Below are 25,212 nucleotides of genomic sequence, written 5' to 3' on the forward strand. Positions count from 1 at the left end.
ATATGCTCGCAGCAAACGATAACACCACTGAGCAGACAGACTCTGCCCCATCGCCAGCCAGTCAACCTAGCTGGCGTTTTGGTGAGCTGCCTGCGGCCGAACTGCTGCCGCAGCTCCAGCAATATTTGCTGACGCAAGATACTGAGGCAAACTGGCAACTGGTTTGGCTTAACAACGATGGGCGACCAGTGATTGGCTTATTACCTAAAATAAGCTGGTTCCTTTATCCCACTGATAAGCAACCTTCTCGTGATTCACTCAATACTTATAAGGTGGTCAAACATTGCCGCGGTACGGACGTGAGTAGCGGTACTAGCGCTAATAGTGGCCATGCTATCACGACAGCTTATATGAGCTATCTAGAGTGGCAAGACGAACTTATCACTTATAGCAATACTCAAGCAGCTGATAACGACACGTCATATATCAGTATCCAAGAAAGCACCAAACCCAGTTACCACCATGGGCTAGTCGGTTTTATTGGTTATGATGTGGCCGCTCATGAGCTAAGCCCGACAGCCAACATTAAACTGGCATCGCAGCCTTGTGCCGTATTGGGACATTACGATATTTATCTGACGCCAACCGATGAATGCAACAAATCAGTTTGGCAATTGAAAGTAAATAGAACCTATGATTACAACAATAATGATGAGAATAAGAATGCACTTGTAACAGCACTTATTTCCTACTTAGACGAATTAGATCAAAAATTGTCTGATAAGGCTTTAAATCAAACGCCGCTTAAAGCGTCATCACAACCTGCTCCATTAGCACTAACAGCACGATGGGCTAAAAATGATTACCAAAAAGTATTTGAACAAACCCAAAATTATCTACAGCAAGGCGACTGTTACCAGATCAATTTGACCCAAGAGTGGCACGGTTGTCTTGCCCATCAAAATAAACATGATGAACCACTATCAAAATCAAAAATCATTGACTATTTACCCGCTCTACATCGTAATACCAACGCACCATTTGCTGGGTATCTAGGCATTACGCATATTAGCAATGAAATCCATACTAGTGCACAAGACAATACCAGTAAGCAAAATAACCTTACTCAGCAAAAAAGTGATTTTGAACTATTAAGCTGCTCGCCAGAATTATTTTTTACCTTTAGCAAAGACAACGAGACTGGCAAGCACCATATCCGTACCAAACCAATCAAAGGCACGATGCCGCGTGGTGCAACGGCTGAACAAGACAGTATCTATAAACAGCAACTGATTGATAGTGAAAAAGATCGTGCTGAGAACGTCATGATTGTGGATTTACTGCGCAATGATTTGGGCAAATATGCCAAGATAGGTAGCGTTAAAGTGCCACAGTTGTTTGCGATTGAGAGCTTTAGCAATGTGCATCATATGGTCAGTACCATTAGCGCTGAGCTAAAAACCGACACGCATCCATTGGCCGTGTTATTTGGCAGTTTGCCAGCGGGCTCCATCACGGGCACACCCAAAAAGCGGGCAGTTGAGATTATCTCTGAGCTGGAGACCACACCGCGCGGCGCTTACTGTGGCACCATGGGCTATATGAATTTTGATGGTAGTGGTCAATGGAATGTGTTGATTCGTACCATTCAGGCCAACCTATCATCAGATAATGGAATAGATCAAGAAGGTCATGTCAGTTTATGGGCAGGCGGCGGTATTACCGTGGCATCCGATTGTGATGCGGAGTATCAAGAATGCTTGGATAAAGTCGGTAATCTGCTATCAGTACTCGCTCAAACAACGTAAGCGGATAACGGCAAATTTTATACCCCAGTATGGCAAAAAATACAGCCTGCTCAACATGATGTTGGCAGGCTTTTTTATTAATACAACCATCGTGATTTAGCCATCGATTATTACAATGTCAATCGCGAACAAGCTGTTAATCAGTCACGGCTTCTGCATTTTTCTGCAACGCTTGTAACGCCTCTATCAAACGATTATTTTGCGCTGCCGTACCAACAGTGATACGCAAGTACTCGTTGATGCGCGGCTTATCAAAATGACGAACGATAATGCCTTGCTCACGTAACGCACTGGCCACCGCACTAGCGTTGCCATCTTTAGGACGGACAAATATGAAGTTGGCGTGCGATGGCAATACTTGATAATCCAATGCTGTCAATTCTGCCGTGAGTGACTGGCGCAAATCGATCACCTGCTGACAGGTCTGTTCAAAATACGCGGTGTCCAAAACACTAGCGGTCGCCCCAGCTTGCGCCAATTTATCGAGTGGATAGCTGTTGAAGCTGTTTTTCATACGCGTCAGTGCTTCAATCAATGAAGCATTACCAAAGGCCATACCCACACGTAGTCCTGCAAGCGAGCGTGATTTTGAAAAAGTTTGCGTCACAAGAATGTTATCGCAATCATTAATAAGGCTCACCGCTGAGACCTGCGCGTCGGCGCTACCCGCTTCTACCTGAGCAAAATCGATATAAGCCTCATCAATGACAATCACCGAATTAGAATGCTCACCAGCCAGCTTACGAATATCAGCAAGCGATAACAGTAAACCCGTTGGCGCATTAGGGTTGGCAATGATGATACCGCTACACGGCTGACGATAGGCATCAGGGTCAATACTAAAGTCTTCTTCTAGTGGGATTTGTATCAGGTCTACACCAAACGTTTGCGCGTACACGGGATAAAAGCTATAGCTAATATCAGGCGCTAACACAGGGCGCTCTTTTAGAAAAAAACTGGCAAAAACAAGTGCCAATACCTCATCTGAGCCATTACCCACGAACACTTGGTTGACATCAAGATCATATAATTGTGCCAACGCGGCACGCAAATCATCAGACTCAGGCGCTGGATACAAACGCAAGTCATCCGCCTGCTGCTCTAAGACCTTTGTGATTGCCTCCCCTACTTTTGGTGAGGGCGGAAATGGGTTTTCATTGGTATTTAACTTGCATAAATTATCATGTTGCGGCTGCTCACCTGGGACATAAGGTGACAAGTTACGTGCTTTAGATGACCAAAGTCTGGTGTCTATCTTTAACTCACTCATAAGTTATCCTACTATTTGCCACAAAGACTATTAAACATAAATGTCAAAGGTAATTATTAAGGTGTTTTCAAGGTAATCAAAACAAGTTATTGATAGCGATAACGAGCCGAGCGCGCATGGGCCTCTAGATCCTCACGCTGTGCTAAAATATCTGCCGTCTCCGCTAACGGCTTGCTGCCCGTTTCACTACAATAAATAATGGACGATTTTTTTTGGAAATCATAGACACCAAGCGGAGAAGAAAAACGCGCGGTACCCGAAGTCGGTAACACATGGTTAGGCCCCGCACAGTAATCACCAATGGCTTCTGGCGTGTGACGGCCCATAAAGATGGCGCCAGCGTGACGAATGTCATTAAGTAGCGCATCAGGATCATCAACCGACAGCTCTAGATGCTCAGGCGCGACTCGATTGATTACCGCCATGCCCTCACTGCGATCTTTCACTAAAATAAGCGCGCCCCGGTTTTGTAGAGAATCACGGGCGATATCAGCCTTTGGCAACTCAGCCAATGCTTTTTCTATCTCAACTGCGACTGCATCTAACTGCTCACTACTGGTCGTGACAAAGATGGCTTGAGCAATGCGGTCATGCTCGGCTTGCGACAGTAAGTCCATGGCTAACCAGTCCGCGCGATCTTGCGCCTCGCCCTCTGCATAGACCAGTACTTCTGAAGGGCCCGCAATCATATCGATGCCAACTTGGCCAAACACAGCACGTTTGGCCGCTGCTACATACTTATTGCCAGGTCCTGTGATTTTATCCACAGCGGGTATGGTTTCAGTACCATAGGCTAAAGCTGCGACAGCCTGCGCGCCACCAATGGTAAAAACGCGATCAACTTGCGCCAGATGCGCTGCTGCCAGTACCAAGGGATTGAGCACGCCTTTTGGCGCGGGCACGACCATAATGACCTCATTAACCCCAGCCACTTTGGCAGGAATGGCATTCATAAGGACAGAGGACGGATAAGAGGCCAAGCCGCCTGGCACATAGATGCCCACGCGATCAAGTGGCGTGACTTTTTGACCCAAGCGGTTACCCAGCTCATCTTCATACTGCCACGTCTCTTGTATTTGACGCTCATGGAATGTCTGTACGCGGTTCGCCGCCGTGGTTAACGCTGTTTTTACTTCATTATCAAGATTGGCAAATGCGTCAGCAAGCGCTTCCTTGGACAGCTCCAACTCTTGCATCGTCGTTGCTGGGTGCTGATCAAACTGCTGGGTCAACGCCAGTACCACACTATCACCATCATGGCGCACTTGCGCGATGATACGATCAACGGTCTTTAATAAATCGGCATCATTGACCGTTTCAAAAGCAAGCAGTTGGGTCAACTGACTGTCAAAGTCGGCATCTTGAGTACTTAATTGGCGCATGACTTAATCCTATATTCGTGCATAAAATACTGCTATAAAAATTAAAAACCTAAAACAAATCAAAGGTCGCAATGAACTGTACAACCGCTTATGTATGCTGATCTGACTCAGATTGTACTGAGTCTCTATTGTCTGATAAGTTTCTGGCAAGCAAATATAACAAAACCAGTTTAGCACGCTATGTCTATCATAGAGCGCCAAACTGGTTTAAAAATTCGTATAACAATGCTTTAGATTACCAATGATTGGTAGGGATTCATGAAGCGCTGGCAATACTGTTTTTAAAGCTATCCAAAATCGGCTCTAGTAATGCAAATTTACGTTTATAACTGACTTGATTGACGATAAGGCGAGAGGAGACATCACAGATATGATCACGCGCTTCTAGGCCATTCGCACGCAACGTATTGCCCGTATCGACCACATCGACAATCAAATCCCCCAAACCAACTAGGGGGGCAAGCTCCATGGAACCATAAAGCTTAATAACATCTACTTGCTGACCTTGGCTGGCAAAATAAGCGCGGGCTACATTGACGTATTTGGTGGCGATACGCAAACGACGATTGGGTAAGGGGGCATCCTTCACACCAGCGGTCATCAGCTTACACTGCGCAATCTGCAAGTCCAACAACTCGTAAACATGATTGGCACCATGCTCAAGCAACACATCTTTACCCGCCACCCCAAAATCAGCCGCGCCATGCTCTACATAGGTTGGCACATCGCTGGCACGCAAAATCAACACACGTACATGAGGATTTGAGGTTGGAAAAATAAGCTTGCGTGATGCTTCAGGGTCTTCTAGCAAGTCGACACCAGCAGCACGCAGCAATGGCATGGTCTCTTCTAAAATACGACCCTTTGATAAGGCCAGTGTTAAGCCTGAGAACTCATCATTTACTTCGTTTAATAAACCGCTGGCAGGTATTGATTTGATTGCTTCAGTCATAATGACATCGTGTCCATGTACAGTTGGTATCCCCACCGAAGAGGATGCTTTGGTTTTATAAGGCTAAGCGTTGTATGTGAGAAGGTCTGGTACGCCCATTTATACTAGTCTTTGGTATTGATACGCTCAATATTCACACCAAGGCCGCGCAGTTTATTTTCAACATCTTCATAACCACGATCAATATGATAAATGCGGTCGATTAAACTCTCGCCTTCAGCGGTCGCCGCTGCCATGACCAGTGACATGGACGCACGCAAATCAGTTGCCATCACAGGCGCAGCCGTAAAGTTCTCAACCCCTTTCACCACCGCCGTGTGGCCGTCTACTTGGATAGAAGCGCCTAAGCGATTAAGCTCAGGCACGTGCATGTAGCGATTTTCAAAGATATTCTCGATAAAAGTACTGGTACCGTCGGCTAAGCAAGCAATAGCCATTAGCTGAGCTTGCATATCGGTGGGGAAACCAGGATGCGGCTGAGTGCGAATATCAACCGCCTTTGGACGACCTTTCATTTGCGCACGAATCCAATCATCACCTGTGGTAATAACCGCACCCATGTCTTCGAACTTTTCTAATACGGGTGTCAATAATAAAGCGGAGGTATTTTTGGTCAATACATCCCCACGCGTCATCAACGCGCCAGCCAGATAGGAGCCAGTCTCAATACGATCCGCTACCACCGAATACTCACAACCATGCAGACGCTCCACGCCTCCGATCGTCATGGTTGAGGTACCAATACCGCTTATTTTGGCGCCCATGGCGACCAGCATGTTGGCCAGATCGACCACTTCTGGCTCAAGGGCACAGTTGCCCAAAACCGTCGTACCTTTGGCAAGGGCTGCCGCCATAATGACGTTTTCAGTACCGCCAACCGTGATCATATCAAACGAGAAGTTACAGCCAATCAGTTTGCCACCTTTTGGGGCTTGGGCTTTTACATAGCCGTTTTCTACGCTAATCTCAGCGCCCATCGCCTCAAACGCTTTTAGATGCTGATCGACAGGACGTGAACCAATGGCACAGCCACCTGGCAATGACACTTCTGCCTCGCCAAAACGTGCCAATAATGGCCCGAGTACTAAAATTGAGGCGCGCATGGTCTTCACCAAATCATATGGCGCATAGAAGTTGTCGATACTCTTGGTATCACACGTAACCGTATCGCCTTCTTTTTTGATTTTGATACCCATGCCACCAATCAATTCAATCAACGTTCGCACATCTTGTAGCGATGGTACGTTGTGCAATGTCGTTGGGGTCTCGGCCAGTATCATGGCTGCAAGTAACGGCAACGCGGCATTTTTGGCGCCTGAAATAGTAACTTCCCCTGCGATACGACTACTGCCAGTGATTAAAAATTGATCCATAAAGGTGACAACCTAACGATGAGTATAAAAAATGGTGACAACCAAACTGATTAAAACCCGCCACTTACCATGACCAGTCTAAAAAATTTAGCCCTATAATAATGGTTTAGCTTTTTGCTTGAGCATCCCACTCAGCAGGCGTTAATGCTTGAATATTGAGGGCATGAATATCGCCACTCGCAATCTTATCATTGACTAACGCATAGACCGCTTGCTGACGCTGTACGGCGCGTTTGCCTTCAAAACTGGCATCAACCACACGTACATCAAACTTATTACCTTGGTTGGCCGCTTGAATAAAAGCGTCTGGGAAATGAGTCTGTAAAAATGCAATCAGGTCATCAGCGTTCATGCTCATAGAGTGTTCTGCCTTAAAGTAAAATGGGGTGTAGATGTAAAGTGTGACATTATAACAAGAGTTTGCGTATCTTACAGTACTGTCTTACGCAACTGCACATGAGTGTGAGAAATCGCGTTACAGACAGCCAAAACCTCTATCAATGACCTCTAGATAAAACGCATAACAAAAGTTTACTATCTTAGCGTTTTATCCAAGTACGTTAATACTTGCGCGCGCACATCATTGACCCAGCGTAGGGGCGGTGCCATCGCCCCAATACTGGTGGCATGGCTGGCACCTTTGATCTCACCGTTTTCGACCGTGACACCCGCAGCTTGCAGCGCTTTAGTCATCTTAATAGTATTGGTCGCATGGACGACCTTGTCTTTTTCGGCTGTCAGTAATAAATATGGTGGCTGCGCGCCTTTAATTTGGCGATCGGGCATGACCTCATCTGGCGTCGCATTCGCCCCAAAGGCCGTCGCACTACTAAACTTACGAAAATCATAGCTGTAAGGGCCAGCGATACCAATCACAGCGCTCAAATCTTTAGGTTTTATACCATAGGGCGCTAAAAAATCTTCATTAGCGACGGCAGCGACTGCGTTAAACGCCCCAGCAGAATGCCCGATCACGGCTAAACGCTCAGGGTCAGCATAAAAGCGCTTGGCGTTATCATAGCTCCATGCAATCGCTTGTGCCGCATCTTTAACATAGTCCGGATAGACGTGCTCAGGCGCTTTGCGATAATTGATGACTGCCGTCACATAACCTGCTTGAGCCAAGCTTTGGCCAACAAAAGCGTATTCTTCTTTATTACCGCTTTCCCATGAGCCACCATGGACAAACACCACCATTGGATAAGTGGTATTGATCGTGCTTTGGTTTTTCATCGCTTGCGCTAACGGCTTAGGATAATAAAGGTCTAAGTCTTGTGAAGGCTCATCACCGTACAAAATATTTTTGCTCACACCGACACCACTATTAGCCGTAATACCGTTGACGATCGCCAGAGCGGACAGTGCTTGTGCTTGCTGTGTGGCCAATACCATCCCGCCTACCGCTAACGCCGCAGTAACGCCTTTACCGGTGAGTTTAAACGCCCGCGCTTTGTTAAATGAGCTTTCTGTAGATGAATCCTTCATAGCCCCTATTCCTATATACGTCAGCCAATGGATAGTAGAGGGGGTAGCGCTTACTATTATGCTATTGGTGCTGCCCCCTCTACTTTTACTGCTCATATCTTACGTACTGACAAAAAGTTTATCGTGCTTTTACTGTTATCACGGTTAGGTTTATTGTCATTAAAAACCCCACGCTATTGACTACTATAAACACGAAGTAAAGACTCTACTCTGTTTAAAATAAATCGACTGTGTGAACAACCGCTGTTGCTCTACCTGCTTGATAAATACCAGCATTCAATAACAACATTTTTTATCACGAGAGTTTTATCTCAAGTCGACTTTTACGCAACGGTCATTACTGACCCTGATAAAGATCAATGTATGGGCTTGATGACGACTGGTCGACAGTAGCCTCTTCCTCTGTGAGGATAATCGGCGTCGCAGTACTAGTAACGTCTGATGTGGGTACATTATTGGCGCTCGACACTGCTCCACCTTCAACTACTGGCACTGCGGCAGGGCGGGCCAAATTATTCTCATACATAATATCGTCTTCACCAATTTTGACGCCTCTATCATCGACGACCGTCGTCAGTAACACCAGCTCTGTCACCCCAACCGTGCTATTGGCGATATCAATTAAGTAACTCTGCTGAGTAGGGGTCATACGCCCCATAATATAAACCACCCCATTATTGGTCACCGCTTTAATCTGTGACGCTTTAACCCCATCACTTGTGGCCACTTTTGCCAGTAGTTTTGAGGTGATATAACCGTCATGGACAGTCGAGCTATAGCCTTTTGAGGCACTCACTTCCAGCTCGTTATAGACGCGGCGCACATCTGGCATAGAGTTGACGACTTTTTCTACTTCTGCTTTGATCGCTTCAGTCGGTACTTCGCCTGTCAGTAACACTTCACTGTTGAAGCTATCGATGCCCATACGACTGGTTTGTTGCAGATCTTCTCTTAAGCCGTAAATATTGATTTTGGCCGTGTGTTCAATACTTCGATCAAGCAGACGCTGCGGAATGGTGCGCTCAGTCATTGGCACGCCATAAGTTCCTTCAGTACTGTTGGTTAAGTAGTTGGTGGTACAGCCAGTACTGACCACACTAGCCATCAACATCACCCCTATCGCAGTGCGACGTGATGAACCAAAAATAGCCGTGCGCAAATGCAGACGTGTCATAGTTTACCTCTTAGAGCATGGTTGTGACGATTATATAAACTCGGTTAAGTGAGCAAGTCTTAATCTAGTAGCGTTGAATTTAGCTACTTTACTTAATTTTTGCGAGTGGCGGTTAGGTTTTTGGTAACGGTCATGGCTTGCCAGCCTCTATTACCATGCGCTCGCTATAAAAGCGCCTTTGAGCCATTCTGGTTGACTGTCTGCCAGTTGCTCTTTTGGCGATGTTTTACCGGTGGTGTTATAGGCAATGACATCAAACCGGCAGTCATAATGAGCGTACTCAGGATGCTGCTGCAAAAAACACTTGGCGGTTTTAATGACTTTACGTTGCTTGCTCATCGTGATGCTGAGCGCCGCATCACCATAATCTGAACGCTTCCGCTGACGAACTTCAATAAATACCAGCGTTGACCATGCTGACCCTGTCTCAATCATGACCAAGTCTAGCTCACCGATTTTTGGCTGTTGCCAGTTTTGTGCAATCAAACATAGTCCTTGCGCTTGCAAAAACTCACATGCCTGCTGCTCAAACCGGCTACCCTGACGCTGTGTGGGTGAGGTTAGGGTCAAGGTTTTATGGAGTGGTTTATGATTTGCCATGATGTTGCTTGGTCTGGTTAACATTTCAGAATTATCATAGCACAACATGCTAAACTAGCCACTTCTGCGCTATCTACTCTCGAAATCTATGGGATTATTCACTCACTATTTGACCGAAAAAACGGTAAATAACGACTGTCTCTAATGGCGCACTATTATTTTTAACGACCCGAGGTTTTCATGTCTATCCCTACTGCGATGCCAGCTTGTCTTTATATCGTTGCCACGCCGATTGGTAACTTGACCGACATGACCCCGCATGCGATTGATATTTTAAAGCAGGTCGCTATTATCGCCTGTGAAGACACCCGCACCTCAGGTAAGCTGCTGTCACACTTCGGTATTGACACCAAAGGCGGCAAAACTGACGACACAAAAGATTTATTGAGTCATGATGCTGACCATGATGCCGATACGACGCCCAAGCAAAAAGGCCACAATAAGCTTTGGGCTTATCATGAGCACAATAGCGCTGTGCAGACTCCTAAGATTATTGAGATGATCGGGCAAGGTTACTCGGTCGCCTTAATCAGTGATGCCGGCACGCCACTGGTCAGTGACCCAGGTTATCAATTGGTGCAGGCTGCACACGCGGCAGGCGTTACGGTATCCCCTATCGTGGGTGCATCTGCTGCTATTGCTGCCCTGTCGGTCGCAGGTCTTCCATCAGACCGTTTTAGCTTTATTGGCTTCTTACCAGCCAAAGCCCATGGACGCCAAAAACAACTGGCCACCTTAGACACACGCACCGAAACCCTCATATTTTATGAAGCGCCGCATCGTATCGTCGCCAGCCTAGAGGACATGGCGACTATATTTGGTGCAGAGCGCGAAGTGACTTTTTGCCGTGAGCTGACCAAAACTTTTGAGACAGTACATAAGAGTACACTTGGAAATTTGGTCGACTTTGTAAAAGCAGACGACAACCAACAGCGTGGTGAAATCGTTGTGGTCGTCGCTGGTGTCAGCGCGGCAAAAGACGCTGACGATATCAGCACTCATGATGCATTATTGCAACGTCTGTTAGAGGATTTATCAGTGAAAAAGGCTGCCGCGTTGGCCGCTGACATTACGGGCGTAAAAAAGAATGCACTCTATCAGCGCTTGCTTGCGTTACAGGCTGAATAATTGTCCATAATAAAAAAGATGTAGGTTTACAAATTAATTGAGGAGAGGTAAGCAATGTACGACGTAATGGCAATAGGTAACGCGCTGGTTGATCACGAATATGTGCTGTCGGATGCCGCATTGGAAGAGACAGATCTAACCCGTGGCAATATGACATTAGCAGCTATCGAAGAGCAACAGCAACTACTGGCTTACTTCAAGCTTGCTGAGATTGAGCCATCAAAACAAGCGGGTGGCGGCTCAGCAGCCAATGCAATGTATACCTTTGCTAGCCTAGGGGGTAAGCCTTTTTATGCGTGCCGTGTCGGTGATGACACGCAAGGGGCCTTTTACCTAAAAGACCTGCATGACGCAGGCGTGGCAACCTCGGACAAATCCATACACGCAGGCGGTGTGACTGGCTCATGTGTGGTCGCCGTCACAGAAGATGGTGAGCGCACCATGCAAACCTATCTTGGCACGTCAAGCGAGATCACGGCCGACAATGTCGATTTTGATGCGCTAATGCAGGCTGACTGGCTCTACCTAGAAGGCTACTTGGCTATGTCTGAGAGCATTCAACCAGCGATGACTCAGTTGCGGCAACAAGCCGGTGTTCATAATGCAAAAATCGCCGTGAGCTTTGCTGATCCAGCGGTGGTAAAGTTTGCCAAAGAGGGCTTACTTAATATGCTGGGCAATAAAGTTGCCGTGATATTCTGTAATAGTGAAGAAGCCAAGCTGTTCACCGATAAAAAACAAGTCAAAGCCGCCGCACGTGCATTGCTTGAGTACTGCCAAACAGCAGTGGTGACGGATGGTGCCAATGGTGCAGTCATCGCACGCAGGTCTGATGACGAGTCAGAGATTGAGATTCATGATATTGCGACGCCAGTGGTGGCCAATGTCATCGACACCAATGGCGCTGGTGATAACTACGCTGGTGCCTTCTTATATGCTTTATCTCAACAGTATAGTTTGCCAGAATGTGGGCGTCTTGCCAGCGAAGTATCCGCACAAGTCATCCAACAATTCGGTCCGCGTCTGGCCTCACAAGATTACAGAGATATCGCTCAACGTGTGCTAACCGCTTAATCACTGAATGCGTGTGTTTGACGCGAATAAAAAAGCCCATATCAAATCGATATGGGCTTTTTGTTTGTTCGCTAGAACTGCTTAAATAATGTGCTTCATTAAATAAGCAGTCTTTAATTAAGCAGAAGCCAAGGCTTGCGCCAGATCAGCCTTAATGTCTTCGATGTGCTCGATACCGATAGACAAACGTACCATGTCTGCACTCACGCCCGCCTGCTCTAACTCTTGACCATTTAATTGGCGATGGGTCGTCGTCGCTGGATGACAGGCCAATGATTTGGCATCACCGATATTCACAAGACGGGTAATCAATTGTAGCGCATCGATAAAGCGCGCCCCTGCTTCTAGACCACCTTTAACCCCAAAGGTCAAAATGGCAGAGGGCGTGCCTTTCATGTATTTTTGAGCAAGTTCATATTCAGGATGGTCTGATAAACCCGCATATTTCACCCACGCAACCTTATCATGGTCACGTAGGTATTCCGCCACCGCCTGCGCATTCTGTACATGACGCTCCATACGTAGGCTGAGCGTCTCCATACCCTGCATAATACTAAAAGCATTTAACGGGCTAAGCGCGGCACCAGTGTTACGTAGTGGCGCCACACGAGCACGCGCGATAAAGGCTGGCGCGCCCACGTCTTTGACAAAATTGACACCATGATAGCTGGCATCTGGTGTGTTGAGTAACGGGAAACGCTCAGGGTAATCGCCCCAAGCAAACTGACCACTGTCGACAATCGCACCGCCAATTGATGTCCCTGTCCCGCTCATGTACTTGGTCAATGAATGAATTACAATATCAGCCCCGAACTCAAACGGGCGACATAACGCAGGTGTGGCTACTGTATTGTCTATTACGACTGGCACACCGTATTCGTGAGCGATGTCACTGAGTGCCTGAATATCCACGATATTCCCCAGTGGATTGCCAATACTCTCTGCAAAAACCATTTTGGTTTTGTCATCGATTAAGTCACGAATCGCTTCAGGGTTTTTGTGATCAAAGAAGCGCACTTCGATACCTTGCCGCGGCAGGGCGTGAGCGAACAAATTGTAAGTACCACCATATAGAGTCGATACCGCGACGATATTATCCCCCGCTTCACAGATGGTCTGAATCGCATAAGTGATGGCCGCCATACCAGAGGCCACAGCCAGCGCCCCGATACCACCCTCAAGCGCCGCCACACGTTCTTCTAGCACGGCATTCGTGGGATTCATGATACGGGTATAGATATTACCTGTGACCTTTAGATCAAACAAATCTGCCCCATGCTGAGTATTGTCAAAGGCATACGAGCTGGTGTGATAAATGGGCACTGCCACCGCTTTGGTGGTCGGCTCGACGCTATACCCTGCATGAATCGCCAGTGTCTCAAGACGCGGGGTATGCCCGTTTTGCTTAGTCGGTTGTCCGTCACTCATATTGTGCTCCTTGTGTTCATTCACTATCAATTAAATACTTAAACAGCAAAAAACGCTGAAAACTTCCTATTAAAACGCCTATTACTAAACAATAGACACAAAAAAAAGCTGAGTTAATCATAACTCAACTTCTTTATGAAAAGAACAGCCAATTATTCAACACTTAATGACAAAAAGTTATAAGTGAAAAATATAATGGATATACTTATCGATTGATAGCAGCCAGTTAGCCTTTATTTATAGTAGGCATTCTCGGTACGCGTGTGGTCAGTATCATCAATCACTTGAGTCAGCTCGGGTATTTGCTGTTTTAGCTGCACCTCCACACCTTGACGCAACGTCATATCAACCGCTGAACAACCTTGGCAACCACCACCGAACTTCAATACAGCCGTCAGGCCAACACCTTCTTCATCGATCAATTCAAGCAACTGTACGTCACCACCATGCGCGGCTAAACCTGGATTAATCTCTGATTGCAACACGTAATTGATGCGCTCTTCCACACTGGCATCCGCGCCCACTTTGGGTACTTTAGAGTTCGGTGCGCGGAAGGTCAGCTGACCACCGAAACGGTCTTTATTATAATCAATCACCGCGTCTTCTAAATAAGGAACTGATGCCGCCTCGATAAAAGCAGAGAAATCAGCATACGTAAAACGCAGATCAGCGCTGTCTTCTTCACCAGGCTGGTTATACGCCATACAGCACTCTGCACGTGGGGTACCAGGATGCTCAACGAAGATACGCACACCGATACCATCGGTATCCTGCTTAGATAATAACTCCGCCAAATATCCTTGGGCTGACTCGGTAATCGTAATATTGCTTTTTGCTTCAGTTTGCTCAGTATCTAGCGCTGACTCATAGTCTGCTGACTGGTCCAACTGGCTATCAGCTTGGTTGTGCTCACTCATAATATTTCCTATACGTTATGACACAAATGCGATATCTATCAGGGCTACTGTGTCGTGAATGTGGTTATATCTTGAATTTGGTTTGATGTGATTTATGGGGATTATCAATTATCACGGCCTATCGGCTTGAGGCTCTGACCGCCGTTTTTATCACGTTTTTACAAATCTATGGCGACCATTATACCGCACTTAAACGATAATTCCGACTGCGCCACTGTGATTTAAAGCACAGCGATACCTAATGACTCATATCGGTTTTTTTAATGACACTTATTATTTAGTGACACTTATTGTTTAATGGCTTTATCTAGACCACTTAAGCAACGAAACTTAAGCAAAAAAGCCGCTTAAGTAACGAAAGCATAAAAAGTACTGCGATAAAAACAGCTTGTTTGGTCATTGATACGTCACCCCTCTATATAAAGACAACGGTAAGCGTTATCAAGCGCCCTCAACATCTAACGAACAAAGCCGTGTGGTCTGACAGACAGGTTATAGTCAATCCTAAATAAAACAGACACACACTATGCCGCGGGCTACTGGTATTGATTGCCCGTCGCGTCGAGCGACGTAGGCACAGCACGCAACGGAGATTAATACCAGTAGCACTGTACCTATTTTAAAGTGTATTAACTATGTATGACGGCAACACTGAAAAAGACCTTTTTCTACGCTTATCACATCATCACACCTCTAAACATCTTTACACTTGTCAGCCAGTGATGGGCTGTGTCAGTATTGGCCGCATTACTTATTTTTAACCAATGAAAATTTTTAACCAATGAAACTTGAGTAGTAGGAAATTGGCGCATATGAGTGACTCATCAGAACAACATTCAGATAAGAAAAACGATAAACACTATCGTTACTTGGTGTTTATCGGACGTTTTCAGCCGTTTCATCGAGGGCATAAAGCGGTCATCGACGAGGCATTAAAACGCTCGGATGAGGTGATTATGCTTATCGGCTCAGCTAACCTTCCTCGTAGCTTACGCAATCCATTTAGCGTGGCTGAGCGTGCCGCGATGATTAAGGGCGCATACTCGGCAGAGGAAGCCGCGCGTATTCACTGCGTCGGGTTAGATGATGCGCTCTACAATGACACGCGCTGGCTGCAATATGTGCAAGCTGGGGTAAAATCTGTCACAGGCGACTTACAAGCTGACATCGGTTTGATCGGCCATTCAAAAGACAGCTCATCGTACTATTTGTCGCTCTTTCCAAACTGGGCATCGGTTTCTGTCCCCAATTACCACAACCTGTCCGCCACTCCTATTCGTGACAGCTACCTGATGGGCGCGACCCCAACGCCTGATCGCACCCCAGAATCAACGCGCAAGGTCTTGAACGATTTTAAAAAAACAGCTGAGTACCAACAGCTGCATGAAGAAGCAGATTTTATTGATAAATACAAAAGACAGTGGGAGTCTGCGCCTTATCCCCCTACCTTTATGACAGCTGATGCCTTGATTGTACAGTCAGGGCATATCTTGTTAGTCGAGCGCCGTAGCATGCCAGGACGTGGACTATGGGCACTACCAGGTGGTTTTATCAATCCAAAAGAGACGCTGTTTGATGCGTGTATCCGCGAGCTACGCGAAGAGACCCGACTTAAAGTACCTGAGCCCGTTTTGCGTGGCTCTTGCCACAGTCAGCATACCTTTGACGATCCCTATCGCTCAGCACGCGGTCGCACGATTACGCAAGCATTTTACTTTCAGCTTAAAAACGATCCAAAAGGTTTGCCAAAAGTAAAAGGCGGCGACGATGCCGCTCAGGCATTTTGGTTACCGTTGGCAGAACTTGATGCCAAAATGATGTTTGAAGATCATTATGCAATTATCACCAAAATGGTTGGGTTGTAGCCTTTTTTGTCGTTGACGATTGATACATTGTTTACCAGTGGTTCACTAATGACAGTCTATGTCATTTATTTTATATACTTTTATGCCAACGCCGATAGACGTCAATGGTTAATCTAACCGCAGTTGATCTTCATGAAAGCAGCTGCGGTATCTAAAAGCAGAGGAGTTCTGTGATGTACACCAGTAATTTGAATAACTTAATACTCAATAGTGACAGCTATAAAACCTCACATTGGGTGCAATACCCAAGCGGTAGTGACTATCTGTCGAGCTATATTGAAGCGCGTAAAGGCGACTACGATGTGGTGTTCTTTGGTTTACAAGCCTTTATTAAAGAGTACTTAAGCACCCCTATCACGCATCAAGACATTGACGAAGCCGAAATGGTCATTCAAGCACATGGCTTGACCTTTAACCGTGCGGGCTGGGAGCGTTTGGTCGATAAACACAATGGTTATTTGCCACTACGTATCGAAGCTGTACCCGAAGGCAGCATCGTGCCCGTATCCAATGTGGTCTGCCAAGTCATCAATACCGATCCTGAGTTTTACTGGCTACCCAGTTATATCGAAACGGCCCTATTACGCGCGATTTGGTATCCCTCAACGGTCGCTAGTGTCTCGCACTACTGCAAATGCATCATTCGTCAAGCGCTGGAGAAGTCAGCGGACAACACAGAATCGCTCACTTTTCGTTTGCATGATTTTGGCGCGCGAGGCGCTTCTAGCCAAGAATCGGTCGCCCTCGGCAGTTTGGCGCATTTGGTGAATTTTTCTGGCACCGATTCGATGACTGCGCTGGTTGCTGCCAGTCGCTGGTACCAGATGGATAAAGACATGCCAGCGTTTTCTATCCCAGCGGCCGAACACAGCACCATGACGGCATGGGGACGTGACGGCGAAACCGCCGCCTTTGCCAATATGATTGAGCAGTTTGGTGGTAAGGGAAAAAGTTTTTCTGTCGTCTCTGACAGCTATGACTTGTGGAATGCCATTGACAATGTGTGGGGTGGCAGCTTAAAAGACGAGGTAAAAAACATGGGCGGCACCTTGGTCATCAGACCAGACAGTGGCGACCCTGCTAAAGTGGTTCGTGAGGCGTTAGAGCGTTTGGCGGTGAAGTTTGGTACGAGCATCAATAGTAAGGGTTATAAAGTACTGCCGGACTATGTACGCGTCATCCAAGGCGATGGCATCAGTCCACAAAGCTTGAGTAAGATTATTGATGTGGTGATGAAAGCAGGCTTTAGCGCTGACAACGTGACGTTCGGTATGGGCGGCGGCTTACTACAACAAGTCAATCGCGACACCATGAGTTGGGCGATGAAAGCCAGTGCTATCTCTATCGATGGGGCATGGAAAGACATCTACAAAGACCCTGTGACCAGCCGCTCTAAACGCTCAAAAAAAGGGCGCTTAGCCTTGATAAAAGACAGCAGCGGCGCACTAAAAACCATCAAAGCTGAGGCGTTGGCCACAGTTTCTGACAATCTGCTACGGGATGTTTATATCGATGGTAAATTATTAATCGACGACAGTCTTACCACTATTCGGGAGCGTGCAGGATGGTAGCCATATGATAAACAGCAATAAAGTAACCTCTGTCGCAAGAGACGTGCTCCTCGCCCCTGTGTACCTGTATCAAGGGCGCAAAATCAAGCGTGATACCGTGCGTCTACCTGAGCCAAATGGAGAAAGGCACGGTCATGTGTCATTACCAGAACCTTCCGGTACAGCAAAAAACAAGCGTAAACCAACACTAAACCTCATGATTGTTGGTGACTCGGCAGCAGCGGGGGTCGGTAGTCAGACCCAGCAAGAGGCGCTAGCCGGTAAGCTGATTCCCATATTAGCGCAGCAGTCCGATATTTGTACCCAGTTTGATGAGCTGCTCTGGTCGTTGCAAGCGACCACTGGCCATACCAGCTTTGATATCTTGCGTAGGCTCTATGTCCTACCTCCGCCCAGCCATCCTGTTGATGTGATGGTACTGAGTGTCGGGGTCAATGACACGACCTCTAACGTCTCTGTGCATAAATGGCAACAGCAAATTAAAGACATCATTGCTATCGCTCAGCGTAAATTTGGCGTACGCGAACTGATTTTTTTAAGTCTACCGCCAATGGCACAAATGCCGGCGATACCGGCCCCGCTCAATAACTTTGTTGGCGCAAAAGCCTCAATTCTTGACAAGGTATTGCAGCAAGAGTGTGCTGCTAATGACAGCGTCACCTATATGGCAACCGACTTTCCACGGATGATAGAAGAGCACGCTAATGGCGAGCCAATTGATATCGCAGTCATGTTTGCCAGTGACGGTTTTCATCCCAGCAGCCTCATGTATGGTTACTGGGCGCAGCAGTTGGCCGAACGAATCATTCAGGTGCTTGATGCTTCCAGGTCTTAGTTTGCTAGCTGGAAACCATGTGACACTTCCTTTTAACCACCCAATAAAAAACCGCTGACTCATCAGCGGTTTTTTATGGTTTAGTGAACGACCTTTACACAATAAGTGTAAATTATTCAGCAGAATCAGCGGCTTTCTTGCTACGGCCACCGAATGCACCAAAGCGTTTGTTGAAGCTAGCAACACGGCCTTCAGTAGAGGTTTTACGCTGCTCGCCAGTATAGAACGGATGCGATGCACTTGAGATATCAAGTGGGTAGTATGGGTATTCTGTGCCTTCGTATTCACGAGTGGCTTTCGTCTTAACGGTTGAACGAGTCAAAAAGAACACGTCAGCGTTAGTGTCATGGAATAAAACTTCTTGGTAATTAGGATGGATATCTTTACGCATAATAAACTCTCTAGGTCCGATGTATGTAGCGTGATTTTTACACCATCTTTATGGTGGGTCAAACCAGCAATGACATACGTAACTGAGGCACTAAGGACATTTATAAGAATGGCAACTGCGTCACTGGCTTATTCCAGCACAGAGCACCACACTCCTGCTCACTTAGCCTTTCCCCAGCGGGAAAATCAAAACGCGATTTTAACGGTTTTCGACGTTCTATGCAAGCAGCAGTTATGAGGGTTATATGTGATAAGTTGTCAGCAAAACAACCCCGGTATTGAGATATGCGGTTTATACCAGTACAATATTCCATTAGATAAGATAACCAATCCTATCTGATGTTATAGATTAATTTAATAATAGTAGTTTAAAGGGGGACGTTTGTCATTCACAAAGGACATGGGTAATGAGGTAAGTGACTATCTACTATCTACCTCTGACTGCTTTGGTATGATAGGGGCTTCTCTACTGACTATTAGCCTACATCAATAAACGACCGTCAATGAATGAACGCTCAATTAATGCACACTCAATAAGGATACGCTAATGATAAACGCTGCAATGAAAAACACCGCAAAAGCCCTGCTAGTCAGCTCCACCCTTGCTGTTACTACCATGGCTAGTGCTGCACTTCCGAGTCAATGGCAGTTAGACGACTCGCATACTCGCGTCGGCTTTTCTGTTGAACACATGGGATTTTCTACCGTTATGGGTCACTTTAGTGATGTAGAGGGTACCGTTCAATTTGACCTTAAAAACCCAAACCAAGCCCAGCTTAACTTTGTCATTGATACCGACAGTATTGACACTGCTTGGAAAGCGCGTGACGAGCATCTAAAAACCGATGAGTTTTTCAATGTTGAAAAATACCCTACCATGAGCTTTAAATCGACACAGGTTAACTTTATAAACCCACAACAAGCAAAAGTAACCGGTGACTTTACTTTACTGGGTCAAACCAAGCCAGTAACGCTTAACCTAACGTTAAAGAAAGTCGCTAACAGTCCAATGACCAATGAGCCTGTTATTGGCTTCCGTGCGACAGGGACTATCGATCGTACGGCTTATGGTATGGATGCGTATTCTCAAGGCGTTACTACCAGTGTGCCTATTCAAATAGATGGTGAATTAGTAGAGAAAAAAGCAAAATAGTCCTAGCTTTTAGACTAAAAAAGAACATTGTTCTCTCTGATTAAAATAAAAAAGCAGCCACTTTGATGGTTGCTTTTTTGATTCGGCTCAATTATAAATCTCACGTATGGGCGAAGCATTAGTTGGTTTTAACGACATGCCAAACGCCAAGTTTGTTATCGCCATTTTGGTCGCCAACTTTTGTGTCATTGGCATAGAAGTATAAAGGCTTGCCATTCACTGCCCACTGGTATTTGCCGTCTTCACGTTGAAACGCTGCAAATTGACCAGAAGCTTGTGCGTTACTAGGCGCCATAAATGCCGGCCACGCCAACAAACATGCAGAACCGCACTCTGATTTATTCATAGAATCTTTGTCAAAAGTGTACAAGGTCATATAGTTAGTGGCATCGACTAGTACGCCGTTTTTACTGGCTACGGGCGCAGTATTTGTCGTGGTGGCTTGCACCTCATGCATGCCAGAATCATCATTCCCGAATACATTGTTTAACGTTGAACACCCACTAAGCGTCAAAACACCAGTGAGCGCAGATAACATAAGCACACGTTTCATAGTAACTTCCTTATCGTTGTCATTGTCATTGTCATTGTCGTTTTCATTGTCATCGTAAATTTTTATTTAAATGTCTTCTTATCGTTTATCACCTAGACGGCAATAAAGAGCGGTTTGAACCTAGCTTTGTGCCATTTTAATATAGCACATGCTTTTAGAAAGTCGGCTCTAGCCACCCCCGAATTTACAAAAGCGTATCATTTTTAACAATTGGGTGAACGAACGTCTTAACGGTACAGACGCCAGCTCTCCACCCAGTTCTAATAACAAGGTGAAGCGTATGCAAATGTGTATTGCGGTTTGCTATTGTCCATTTTGTACTGATGAGCTTAATTTTGCCGCCACTCCTCTATCACTGATAAAACCGTCTCTATTCGTTGACAAAACTCATGTATCTCCTTACGTATTTGCCGTTACTTTGCTTGTAGTTTTTCGTAGAATATCGTCACGCAAATTAAGAATTACTAAACAGTGATAGATGTGACCATTGCGGCTTAATATAAGTATTGAACTTGACGAGCTTTGCACGCATATCAGCACTCACAAACTCATTAATGAATACGCCGAGCATGACCTGATGGGGATGCTATCAAGGATACAACAACGATAATGACTCACTCTACGAATAAAAAACCCGTTCATGCCGGCAAACGCGTCGGCATTCTCGGTGGTGGGACGGCAGGCGCAACCATTGCTATTCGCCTAGCCGCGCTAGGGCTTGAAACTTACTTATTTGAAAAAAATAAATCACTTATCGATGGGCCGCCGATGTGTCATTTGCATGCGGGTGGCAATCTTTATCGTGAGATTCCTGATGAGGACTGCGTTGCGCTCCTTAAACAGTGTATCGATATCTTGCGTCTTTATCCCTATACCATCGATGTACGCCCCACTGTGTTTGCCGTCCCCACTCGTGATGAAGGCCTGCCCGAGGACTTGTTGCCGCGCCTTGATATATTGACAGACGCTTATCGCGACCTTATTTCCCAAGATAGCAACAATAAAGTATTGGGTGAGCCTGAGAACTACTATCAACTATATAGTCATGAACAACTGACTGAATTGGCTGAACGTGAGCAAGTCGCTGTGCCAAGTACCGTTGACGAATGGATGATACCGGTTGCGAAGTACTTGGATTTAAGCAAAGTCAAGTTTCCGCTGATTGTCGTACAAGAGTATGGTTGGAATATTTTTCGTTTAGCTGCCTCTGCTCAGTTGGCGTTAGAAGGTGATGAGCATGCTCACGTCTTTACTGATACTCAGGTTAAGCAAGTCCTGCCGGTCGATTGTGAAAACTGCTCAAATGCGGATCACCATGTCACTAAATGGCGCATCGACTATCAGCAAGCGGCTGTTTCCGACTCTGCATCTGAGGCCATCGAGGTAGATTACTTAATCAACGCGTGTGGCTTTCGTACTGGCGTAATCGACGATATGGTCGGCGTAAAAGTCACCCGCATGGTCGAGTTTAAGTCTTCTTATATTACGCATTGGGAGGATACTGGCGGCCAGATACCGGAGATTATTGTTTATGGTAATCGCGGTACACCCGCAGGTATGGCGCAGCTTACCCCTTATCCAGGCGGATACTTTCAAATACATGGTATGAGTAAGTTCATCACCCTATTCGATGATGGACTGGTCGCTTCTAGTAAAGACAGCGCCCAACCAGAGTTGCCTCAGCAATACGTCCATTATATCGAAGAGGGCTGGGATAAAGCACCGCTACAAGCGCGTAGCCAGCAAGCCATCAACCATATAGCGGAGTTTGTACCGACGTTCCATAGTGCGCGCACAGTCGGTAACGCCTTATATGGTGGGCAGCAAATCCCCGGTCAAGACGATACGTTGCGAGTTGCTGATGTGAGCCTGTATTCTAATATACGCTACGCCCGCGCTGAAAATGTTAAAGCGTCATCGACCTTAATTGCTGCCGACCAGATTGTGGACGAGTTGACGGCGCTTGGGTTGATTGATAATGACACGCCCGCCAACCGCAATCGTTATGCCCATGAATGGTCTTATCTTGTGCGCAATAATAGCTTGGGTATTGACAAAGTCGCCCGCATGCTCGCTGAAGAGCGCGGATTTCCGCCAGCGATGGCGGATGTGAACCACGGTATTCGCGAAAAAACGCTAGATAACTTATTATCAGATTAAACCTAACGCTCTAATGTGTTTTGCTCCTATAGGCTGCTAATAAAACAAAAAAGGGCAGCAGTAATCAATGCTTGACTACTGCTGCCCTTTTGTCTTTATTTTATCGCTATATAACTGATTTCATCATGGTTTACACAGTCACAGCTAGGTTTTAGCTTTCACTACCAGCCATTTTTTCCGTATCGACGGTGTCGTCTATCTTGACCACTGTCTTTAGCAGATCAATGGCTTCATTGATGGTGTTGCAAACCACCAAACGCTCAAGATCTTCTTGCTTCATAAAGCCCTGCTCAGCGGTGTATTTTAGATGCTCAATCATACGATCATAAAAGCCATTGATATTAAGGATAATCATCGGCTTTTCATGTTGATACAACTGTCGCCATGTGGCAATTTCCATAATCTCTTCCAACGTTCCAAGTCCGCCTGGCAACGTAATAAAAGCGTCGGCGTACTCTGCCATCACTGTTTTACGCGTGTGCATGGTATCGGTCAAATGCAGGCGGGTCAGCTGTTCATGAGCAATTTCGTGCTTGAGCATAAAAGTGGGAATCACCCCCACGGCTTGCGCCCCGCCGCGGATAACCTCATCCGCAACCGCCCCCATTAGCCCTATACTCGCCCCACCGTAGACCAAACCCAAACCATTATCTGCCAAGGCAAGTCCCAGCTCGCGAGCGGCCTGCTCATACACCTCACTGTTGCCCAAACGTGAGCCACAATAAACCGCCACCAGTGGCATCATCAAGGTTGATTTATCGACTGCTTTTTCAATATTGGTAATGTCTTGGCTAGTAATGACCTCATAAGTATCATTATTAATTTTCATTTGCATATAACGTCCTTAATTTTCATTTCAATTGTTTTTACGAGTGCTTGCTGATGGCGACATATTTATTAAAGCGTGTTAAATATTCAAAACAGGATATGCATTCAAATATTTGTGGCCAGTGTCATCGAGGATAAATCACATAGAACTTAGAAGTCATATTTGATCGCCTGGCTTACCAGCATTTATCTTAACATAAGCGATACTACCACGTGGTCGCAACGATTTATCTCTACGCAATTATGACATTTTTGGCGCTGAGCATTGATAAATTATGTCAAGTAAACCGTCTCTCTCTACGCTAACAAACAATAAAAAACTTTAAGGTAACACCATGGATAATACTCGCACGCCCCCTTCTATAGGGCCACTAAACTCTAGAGACAAGCACAGTAACGATACTGGTGCTGATATTGACACCTACTCACTGAGTATCATGACCGCGCGTAATCACCCTTTAGCAGCGACAACCTATCGCCCTAAGACACAGGTAAAAACAGCCGTCATGATAGCGCCAGCAACGGGTATCAAACGTCAGTTTTACCACAATTTTGCGACTTATTTAGCAGAAAATGGCTTTGGTGTACTGACCTTTGACAATGAAGGGATTGGCAAATCGCTTTCAACCGACTTGGCAAAATGTGACGCCTCACTCATCAGTTGGGGTCGCCACGATATGCCAGCCGTGCTCGATGCGTTGCAAGATGAATTTGCCGATGCCTCTTATCACCTCATCGGTCATAGCGCGGGCGGTCAGCTGCTTGGTTTAATGCCAAACTACAAGGCCATTACGTCCGTATTTAATGTCGCCTGCTCCTCAGGCTGCATTAAAAATATGGACATTCCCTATAAGCTCAAAGCGATGGGCTTTATGGATGCGTTTATTCCACTGGCCAACCTAACGCTGGGTTACACGCCTGCGGATAAAGTCGGTATGGGCGAACCATTGCCACGCGGGGTTGCTCGTCAGTGGCGTGAATGGTGCAACGGCTCAGGTTATATCAAGACGGCGTTTGGCAAGAGCATCCACACGCATTTTTATGATGAGATAAACACGCCAGCATTGTGGTTAGGCTTTAGCGATGATGATATCGCCAATAGTAAAAATATGGACGATATGATACGGGTGTTTACAAAAATGCCCGTGGAAAAACGTTTTTTATACCCTAAAGACTTCGGCCTGAGCCACATCGGACACATGCGTTATTTTAGTAGTAAAACCCACACCAAAGCGCCAGAGTTGTGGCAGATGGCAGTAGATTGGTTAGATAAGCAGCCATAATCTCGTATTTGTTTTAGGGCGTGTCCTCAATTCAAATAACGCT

The 25,212-nt window shown here is 46.1% G+C and carries 22 protein-coding genes; 9 read left to right on the plus strand and 13 right to left on the minus strand.

Annotated features, from left to right (window positions below):
* The first annotated feature begins 2 nt into the window (after positions 1-2).
* The gene (locus DVY93_RS06565; RefSeq protein WP_230709856.1) at positions 3-1,748 is read left to right on the plus strand and encodes an anthranilate synthase component I family protein; all 1,746 of its coding nucleotides are present in this window, start codon (positions 3-5) and stop codon (positions 1,746-1,748) included.
* A 136-nt stretch (positions 1,749-1,884) separates the two neighbouring features.
* On the opposite strand, the gene hisC is transcribed toward DVY93_RS06565, so the two are convergent.
* The 8 genes from hisC to DVY93_RS06605 form a co-directional block, all read right to left on the minus strand.
* Positions 1,885-3,018 (minus strand): histidinol-phosphate transaminase, encoded by a 1,134-nt coding sequence (hisC, locus tag DVY93_RS06570; RefSeq protein ID WP_230709858.1) that lies wholly within the window; start codon positions 3,016-3,018, stop codon positions 1,885-1,887.
* An 86-nt stretch (positions 3,019-3,104) separates the two neighbouring features.
* On the minus strand, positions 3,105-4,400 hold the full coding sequence (gene hisD, locus DVY93_RS06575) for a histidinol dehydrogenase (protein ID WP_230709860.1): 1,296 nt from the start codon (positions 4,398-4,400) through the stop codon (positions 3,105-3,107).
* 256 nt (positions 4,401-4,656) lie between these two features.
* Entirely contained in the window at positions 4,657-5,352 is a 696-nt protein-coding gene (gene hisG / locus DVY93_RS06580) for an ATP phosphoribosyltransferase (RefSeq protein ID WP_193005219.1), read from the minus strand.
* 104 nt (positions 5,353-5,456) lie between these two features.
* Positions 5,457-6,725 carry a UDP-N-acetylglucosamine 1-carboxyvinyltransferase gene (gene murA / locus DVY93_RS06585; protein WP_230709862.1) on the minus strand — a complete coding sequence of 423 codons (1,269 nt, stop codon included), beginning with the start codon at positions 6,723-6,725 and terminating at the stop codon, positions 5,457-5,459.
* 106 nt (positions 6,726-6,831) lie between these two features.
* A complete protein-coding gene (locus DVY93_RS06590; protein WP_193005227.1) occupies positions 6,832-7,077 on the minus strand; it encodes a BolA/IbaG family iron-sulfur metabolism protein in 246 nt (81 codons plus the stop codon).
* A 182-nt stretch (positions 7,078-7,259) separates the two neighbouring features.
* A complete protein-coding gene (locus tag DVY93_RS06595) occupies positions 7,260-8,210 on the minus strand; it encodes an alpha/beta hydrolase (protein WP_230709863.1) in 951 nt (316 codons plus the stop codon).
* 337 nt (positions 8,211-8,547) lie between these two features.
* Positions 8,548-9,384 carry a BON domain-containing protein gene (locus DVY93_RS06600; RefSeq protein ID WP_230709865.1) on the minus strand — a complete coding sequence of 279 codons (837 nt, stop codon included), beginning with the start codon at positions 9,382-9,384 and terminating at the stop codon, positions 8,548-8,550.
* A gap of 150 nt (positions 9,385-9,534) precedes the next feature.
* Complete coding sequence (locus tag DVY93_RS06605; protein WP_230709867.1) at positions 9,535-10,032, minus strand: YraN family protein; 498 nt, start codon at positions 10,030-10,032, stop codon at positions 9,535-9,537.
* Between the two features lie 132 nt (positions 10,033-10,164).
* Between DVY93_RS06605 and rsmI the strand changes: the two genes are divergently transcribed.
* Positions 10,165-11,112, plus strand: a complete 948-nt coding sequence (rsmI, locus tag DVY93_RS06610) for a 16S rRNA (cytidine(1402)-2'-O)-methyltransferase (protein WP_230709870.1) — start codon at positions 10,165-10,167, stop codon at positions 11,110-11,112.
* A 54-nt stretch (positions 11,113-11,166) separates the two neighbouring features.
* Entirely contained in the window at positions 11,167-12,186 is a 1,020-nt protein-coding gene (locus DVY93_RS06615; RefSeq protein ID WP_230709872.1) for an adenosine kinase, read from the plus strand.
* Between the two features lie 117 nt (positions 12,187-12,303).
* Here the strand turns inward: DVY93_RS06615 and DVY93_RS06620 are convergent, their stop codons facing one another.
* Together DVY93_RS06620 and nfuA are read right to left on the minus strand one after the other, a co-directional pair.
* Positions 12,304-13,614 carry an O-acetylhomoserine aminocarboxypropyltransferase/cysteine synthase family protein gene (locus tag DVY93_RS06620; protein WP_230709873.1) on the minus strand — a complete coding sequence of 437 codons (1,311 nt, stop codon included), beginning with the start codon at positions 13,612-13,614 and terminating at the stop codon, positions 12,304-12,306.
* Positions 13,615-13,847: 233 nt separating this feature from the next.
* The gene (gene nfuA, locus DVY93_RS06625; protein WP_193005211.1) at positions 13,848-14,531 is read right to left on the minus strand and encodes a Fe-S biogenesis protein NfuA; all 684 of its coding nucleotides are present in this window, start codon (positions 14,529-14,531) and stop codon (positions 13,848-13,850) included.
* Between the two features lie 812 nt (positions 14,532-15,343).
* Here nfuA and DVY93_RS06630 point away from each other — a divergent pair.
* The 3 genes from DVY93_RS06630 to DVY93_RS06640 all read left to right on the plus strand — a co-directional run bounded on the left by DVY93_RS06630 (position 15,344) and on the right by DVY93_RS06640 (position 18,802).
* Positions 15,344-16,396, plus strand: coding sequence for a bifunctional nicotinamide-nucleotide adenylyltransferase/Nudix hydroxylase (locus DVY93_RS06630; protein WP_230709874.1), 1,053 nt, complete (start codon positions 15,344-15,346; stop codon positions 16,394-16,396).
* 173 nt (positions 16,397-16,569) lie between these two features.
* The gene (locus DVY93_RS06635; protein WP_230709875.1) at positions 16,570-17,967 is read left to right on the plus strand and encodes a nicotinate phosphoribosyltransferase; all 1,398 of its coding nucleotides are present in this window, start codon (positions 16,570-16,572) and stop codon (positions 17,965-17,967) included.
* Between the two features lie 4 nt (positions 17,968-17,971).
* Positions 17,972-18,802, plus strand: a complete 831-nt coding sequence (locus DVY93_RS06640; protein ID WP_230709876.1) for an SGNH/GDSL hydrolase family protein — start codon at positions 17,972-17,974, stop codon at positions 18,800-18,802.
* Between the two features lie 112 nt (positions 18,803-18,914).
* On the opposite strand, the gene DVY93_RS06645 is transcribed toward DVY93_RS06640, so the two are convergent.
* Positions 18,915-19,193 carry a type B 50S ribosomal protein L31 gene (locus tag DVY93_RS06645; protein ID WP_193005207.1) on the minus strand — a complete coding sequence of 93 codons (279 nt, stop codon included), beginning with the start codon at positions 19,191-19,193 and terminating at the stop codon, positions 18,915-18,917.
* Positions 19,194-19,739: 546 nt separating this feature from the next.
* Between DVY93_RS06645 and DVY93_RS06650 the strand changes: the two genes are divergently transcribed.
* Positions 19,740-20,345: a YceI family protein gene (locus DVY93_RS06650; RefSeq protein WP_193005206.1), complete on the plus strand. Its 606-nt coding sequence runs from the start codon at positions 19,740-19,742 to the stop codon at positions 20,343-20,345.
* 118 nt (positions 20,346-20,463) lie between these two features.
* On the opposite strand, the gene DVY93_RS06655 is transcribed toward DVY93_RS06650, so the two are convergent.
* A complete protein-coding gene (locus DVY93_RS06655) occupies positions 20,464-20,898 on the minus strand; it encodes a hypothetical protein (RefSeq protein ID WP_230709877.1) in 435 nt (144 codons plus the stop codon).
* Between the two features lie 609 nt (positions 20,899-21,507).
* Here DVY93_RS06655 and DVY93_RS06660 point away from each other — a divergent pair.
* On the plus strand, positions 21,508-23,058 hold the full coding sequence (locus DVY93_RS06660; protein WP_230709879.1) for an FAD-dependent oxidoreductase: 1,551 nt from the start codon (positions 21,508-21,510) through the stop codon (positions 23,056-23,058).
* 151 nt (positions 23,059-23,209) lie between these two features.
* Here the strand turns inward: DVY93_RS06660 and DVY93_RS06665 are convergent, their stop codons facing one another.
* A complete protein-coding gene (locus DVY93_RS06665) occupies positions 23,210-23,893 on the minus strand; it encodes a TIGR00730 family Rossman fold protein (protein WP_230709881.1) in 684 nt (227 codons plus the stop codon).
* Positions 23,894-24,323: 430 nt separating this feature from the next.
* On the opposite strand from DVY93_RS06665, the gene DVY93_RS06670 reads away from it, so the two are divergent.
* Positions 24,324-25,169 carry an alpha/beta hydrolase family protein gene (locus DVY93_RS06670; RefSeq protein ID WP_404672208.1) on the plus strand — a complete coding sequence of 282 codons (846 nt, stop codon included), beginning with the start codon at positions 24,324-24,326 and terminating at the stop codon, positions 25,167-25,169.
* The last annotated feature ends 43 nt before the right edge of the window (positions 25,170-25,212 follow it).

It is taken from the genome of Psychrobacter sp. CCUG 69069 (genome assembly GCF_021023115.1).
GTDB classification, from domain to species: Bacteria; Pseudomonadota; Gammaproteobacteria; order Pseudomonadales; family Moraxellaceae; genus Psychrobacter; species Psychrobacter namhaensis.

What these genes read in the sequence shown, in the direction of transcription:
- DVY93_RS06565 (WP_230709856.1), top strand. Translation starts at nt 3, where the DNA reads ATGCTCGCAGCAAACGATAACACCACTGAGCAGACAGACTCTGCCCCA.
- hisC (WP_230709858.1), bottom strand. Translation starts at nt 3,018, where the DNA reads ATGAGTGAGTTAAAGATAGACACCAGACTTTGGTCATCTAAAGCACGT.
- hisD (WP_230709860.1), bottom strand. Translation starts at nt 4,400, where the DNA reads ATGCGCCAATTAAGTACTCAAGATGCCGACTTTGACAGTCAGTTGACC.
- hisG (WP_193005219.1), bottom strand. Translation starts at nt 5,352, where the DNA reads ATGACTGAAGCAATCAAATCAATACCTGCCAGCGGTTTATTAAACGAA.
- murA (WP_230709862.1), bottom strand. Translation starts at nt 6,725, where the DNA reads ATGGATCAATTTTTAATCACTGGCAGTAGTCGTATCGCAGGGGAAGTT.
- DVY93_RS06590 (WP_193005227.1), bottom strand. Translation starts at nt 7,077, where the DNA reads ATGAACGCTGATGACCTGATTGCATTTTTACAGACTCATTTCCCAGAC.
- DVY93_RS06595 (WP_230709863.1), bottom strand. Translation starts at nt 8,210, where the DNA reads ATGAAGGATTCATCTACAGAAAGCTCATTTAACAAAGCGCGGGCGTTT.
- DVY93_RS06600 (WP_230709865.1), bottom strand. Translation starts at nt 9,384, where the DNA reads ATGACACGTCTGCATTTGCGCACGGCTATTTTTGGTTCATCACGTCGC.
- DVY93_RS06605 (WP_230709867.1), bottom strand. Translation starts at nt 10,032, where the DNA reads ATGTTGTGCTATGATAATTCTGAAATGTTAACCAGACCAAGCAACATC.
- rsmI (WP_230709870.1), top strand. Translation starts at nt 10,165, where the DNA reads ATGTCTATCCCTACTGCGATGCCAGCTTGTCTTTATATCGTTGCCACG.
- DVY93_RS06615 (WP_230709872.1), top strand. Translation starts at nt 11,167, where the DNA reads ATGTACGACGTAATGGCAATAGGTAACGCGCTGGTTGATCACGAATAT.
- DVY93_RS06620 (WP_230709873.1), bottom strand. Translation starts at nt 13,614, where the DNA reads ATGAGTGACGGACAACCGACTAAGCAAAACGGGCATACCCCGCGTCTT.
- nfuA (WP_193005211.1), bottom strand. Translation starts at nt 14,531, where the DNA reads ATGAGTGAGCACAACCAAGCTGATAGCCAGTTGGACCAGTCAGCAGAC.
- DVY93_RS06630 (WP_230709874.1), top strand. Translation starts at nt 15,344, where the DNA reads ATGAGTGACTCATCAGAACAACATTCAGATAAGAAAAACGATAAACAC.
- DVY93_RS06635 (WP_230709875.1), top strand. Translation starts at nt 16,570, where the DNA reads ATGTACACCAGTAATTTGAATAACTTAATACTCAATAGTGACAGCTAT.
- DVY93_RS06640 (WP_230709876.1), top strand. Translation starts at nt 17,972, where the DNA reads ATGATAAACAGCAATAAAGTAACCTCTGTCGCAAGAGACGTGCTCCTC.
- DVY93_RS06645 (WP_193005207.1), bottom strand. Translation starts at nt 19,193, where the DNA reads ATGCGTAAAGATATCCATCCTAATTACCAAGAAGTTTTATTCCATGAC.
- DVY93_RS06650 (WP_193005206.1), top strand. Translation starts at nt 19,740, where the DNA reads ATGATAAACGCTGCAATGAAAAACACCGCAAAAGCCCTGCTAGTCAGC.
- DVY93_RS06655 (WP_230709877.1), bottom strand. Translation starts at nt 20,898, where the DNA reads ATGAAACGTGTGCTTATGTTATCTGCGCTCACTGGTGTTTTGACGCTT.
- DVY93_RS06660 (WP_230709879.1), top strand. Translation starts at nt 21,508, where the DNA reads ATGACTCACTCTACGAATAAAAAACCCGTTCATGCCGGCAAACGCGTC.
- DVY93_RS06665 (WP_230709881.1), bottom strand. Translation starts at nt 23,893, where the DNA reads ATGCAAATGAAAATTAATAATGATACTTATGAGGTCATTACTAGCCAA.
- DVY93_RS06670 (WP_404672208.1), top strand. Translation starts at nt 24,324, where the DNA reads ATGACCGCGCGTAATCACCCTTTAGCAGCGACAACCTATCGCCCTAAG.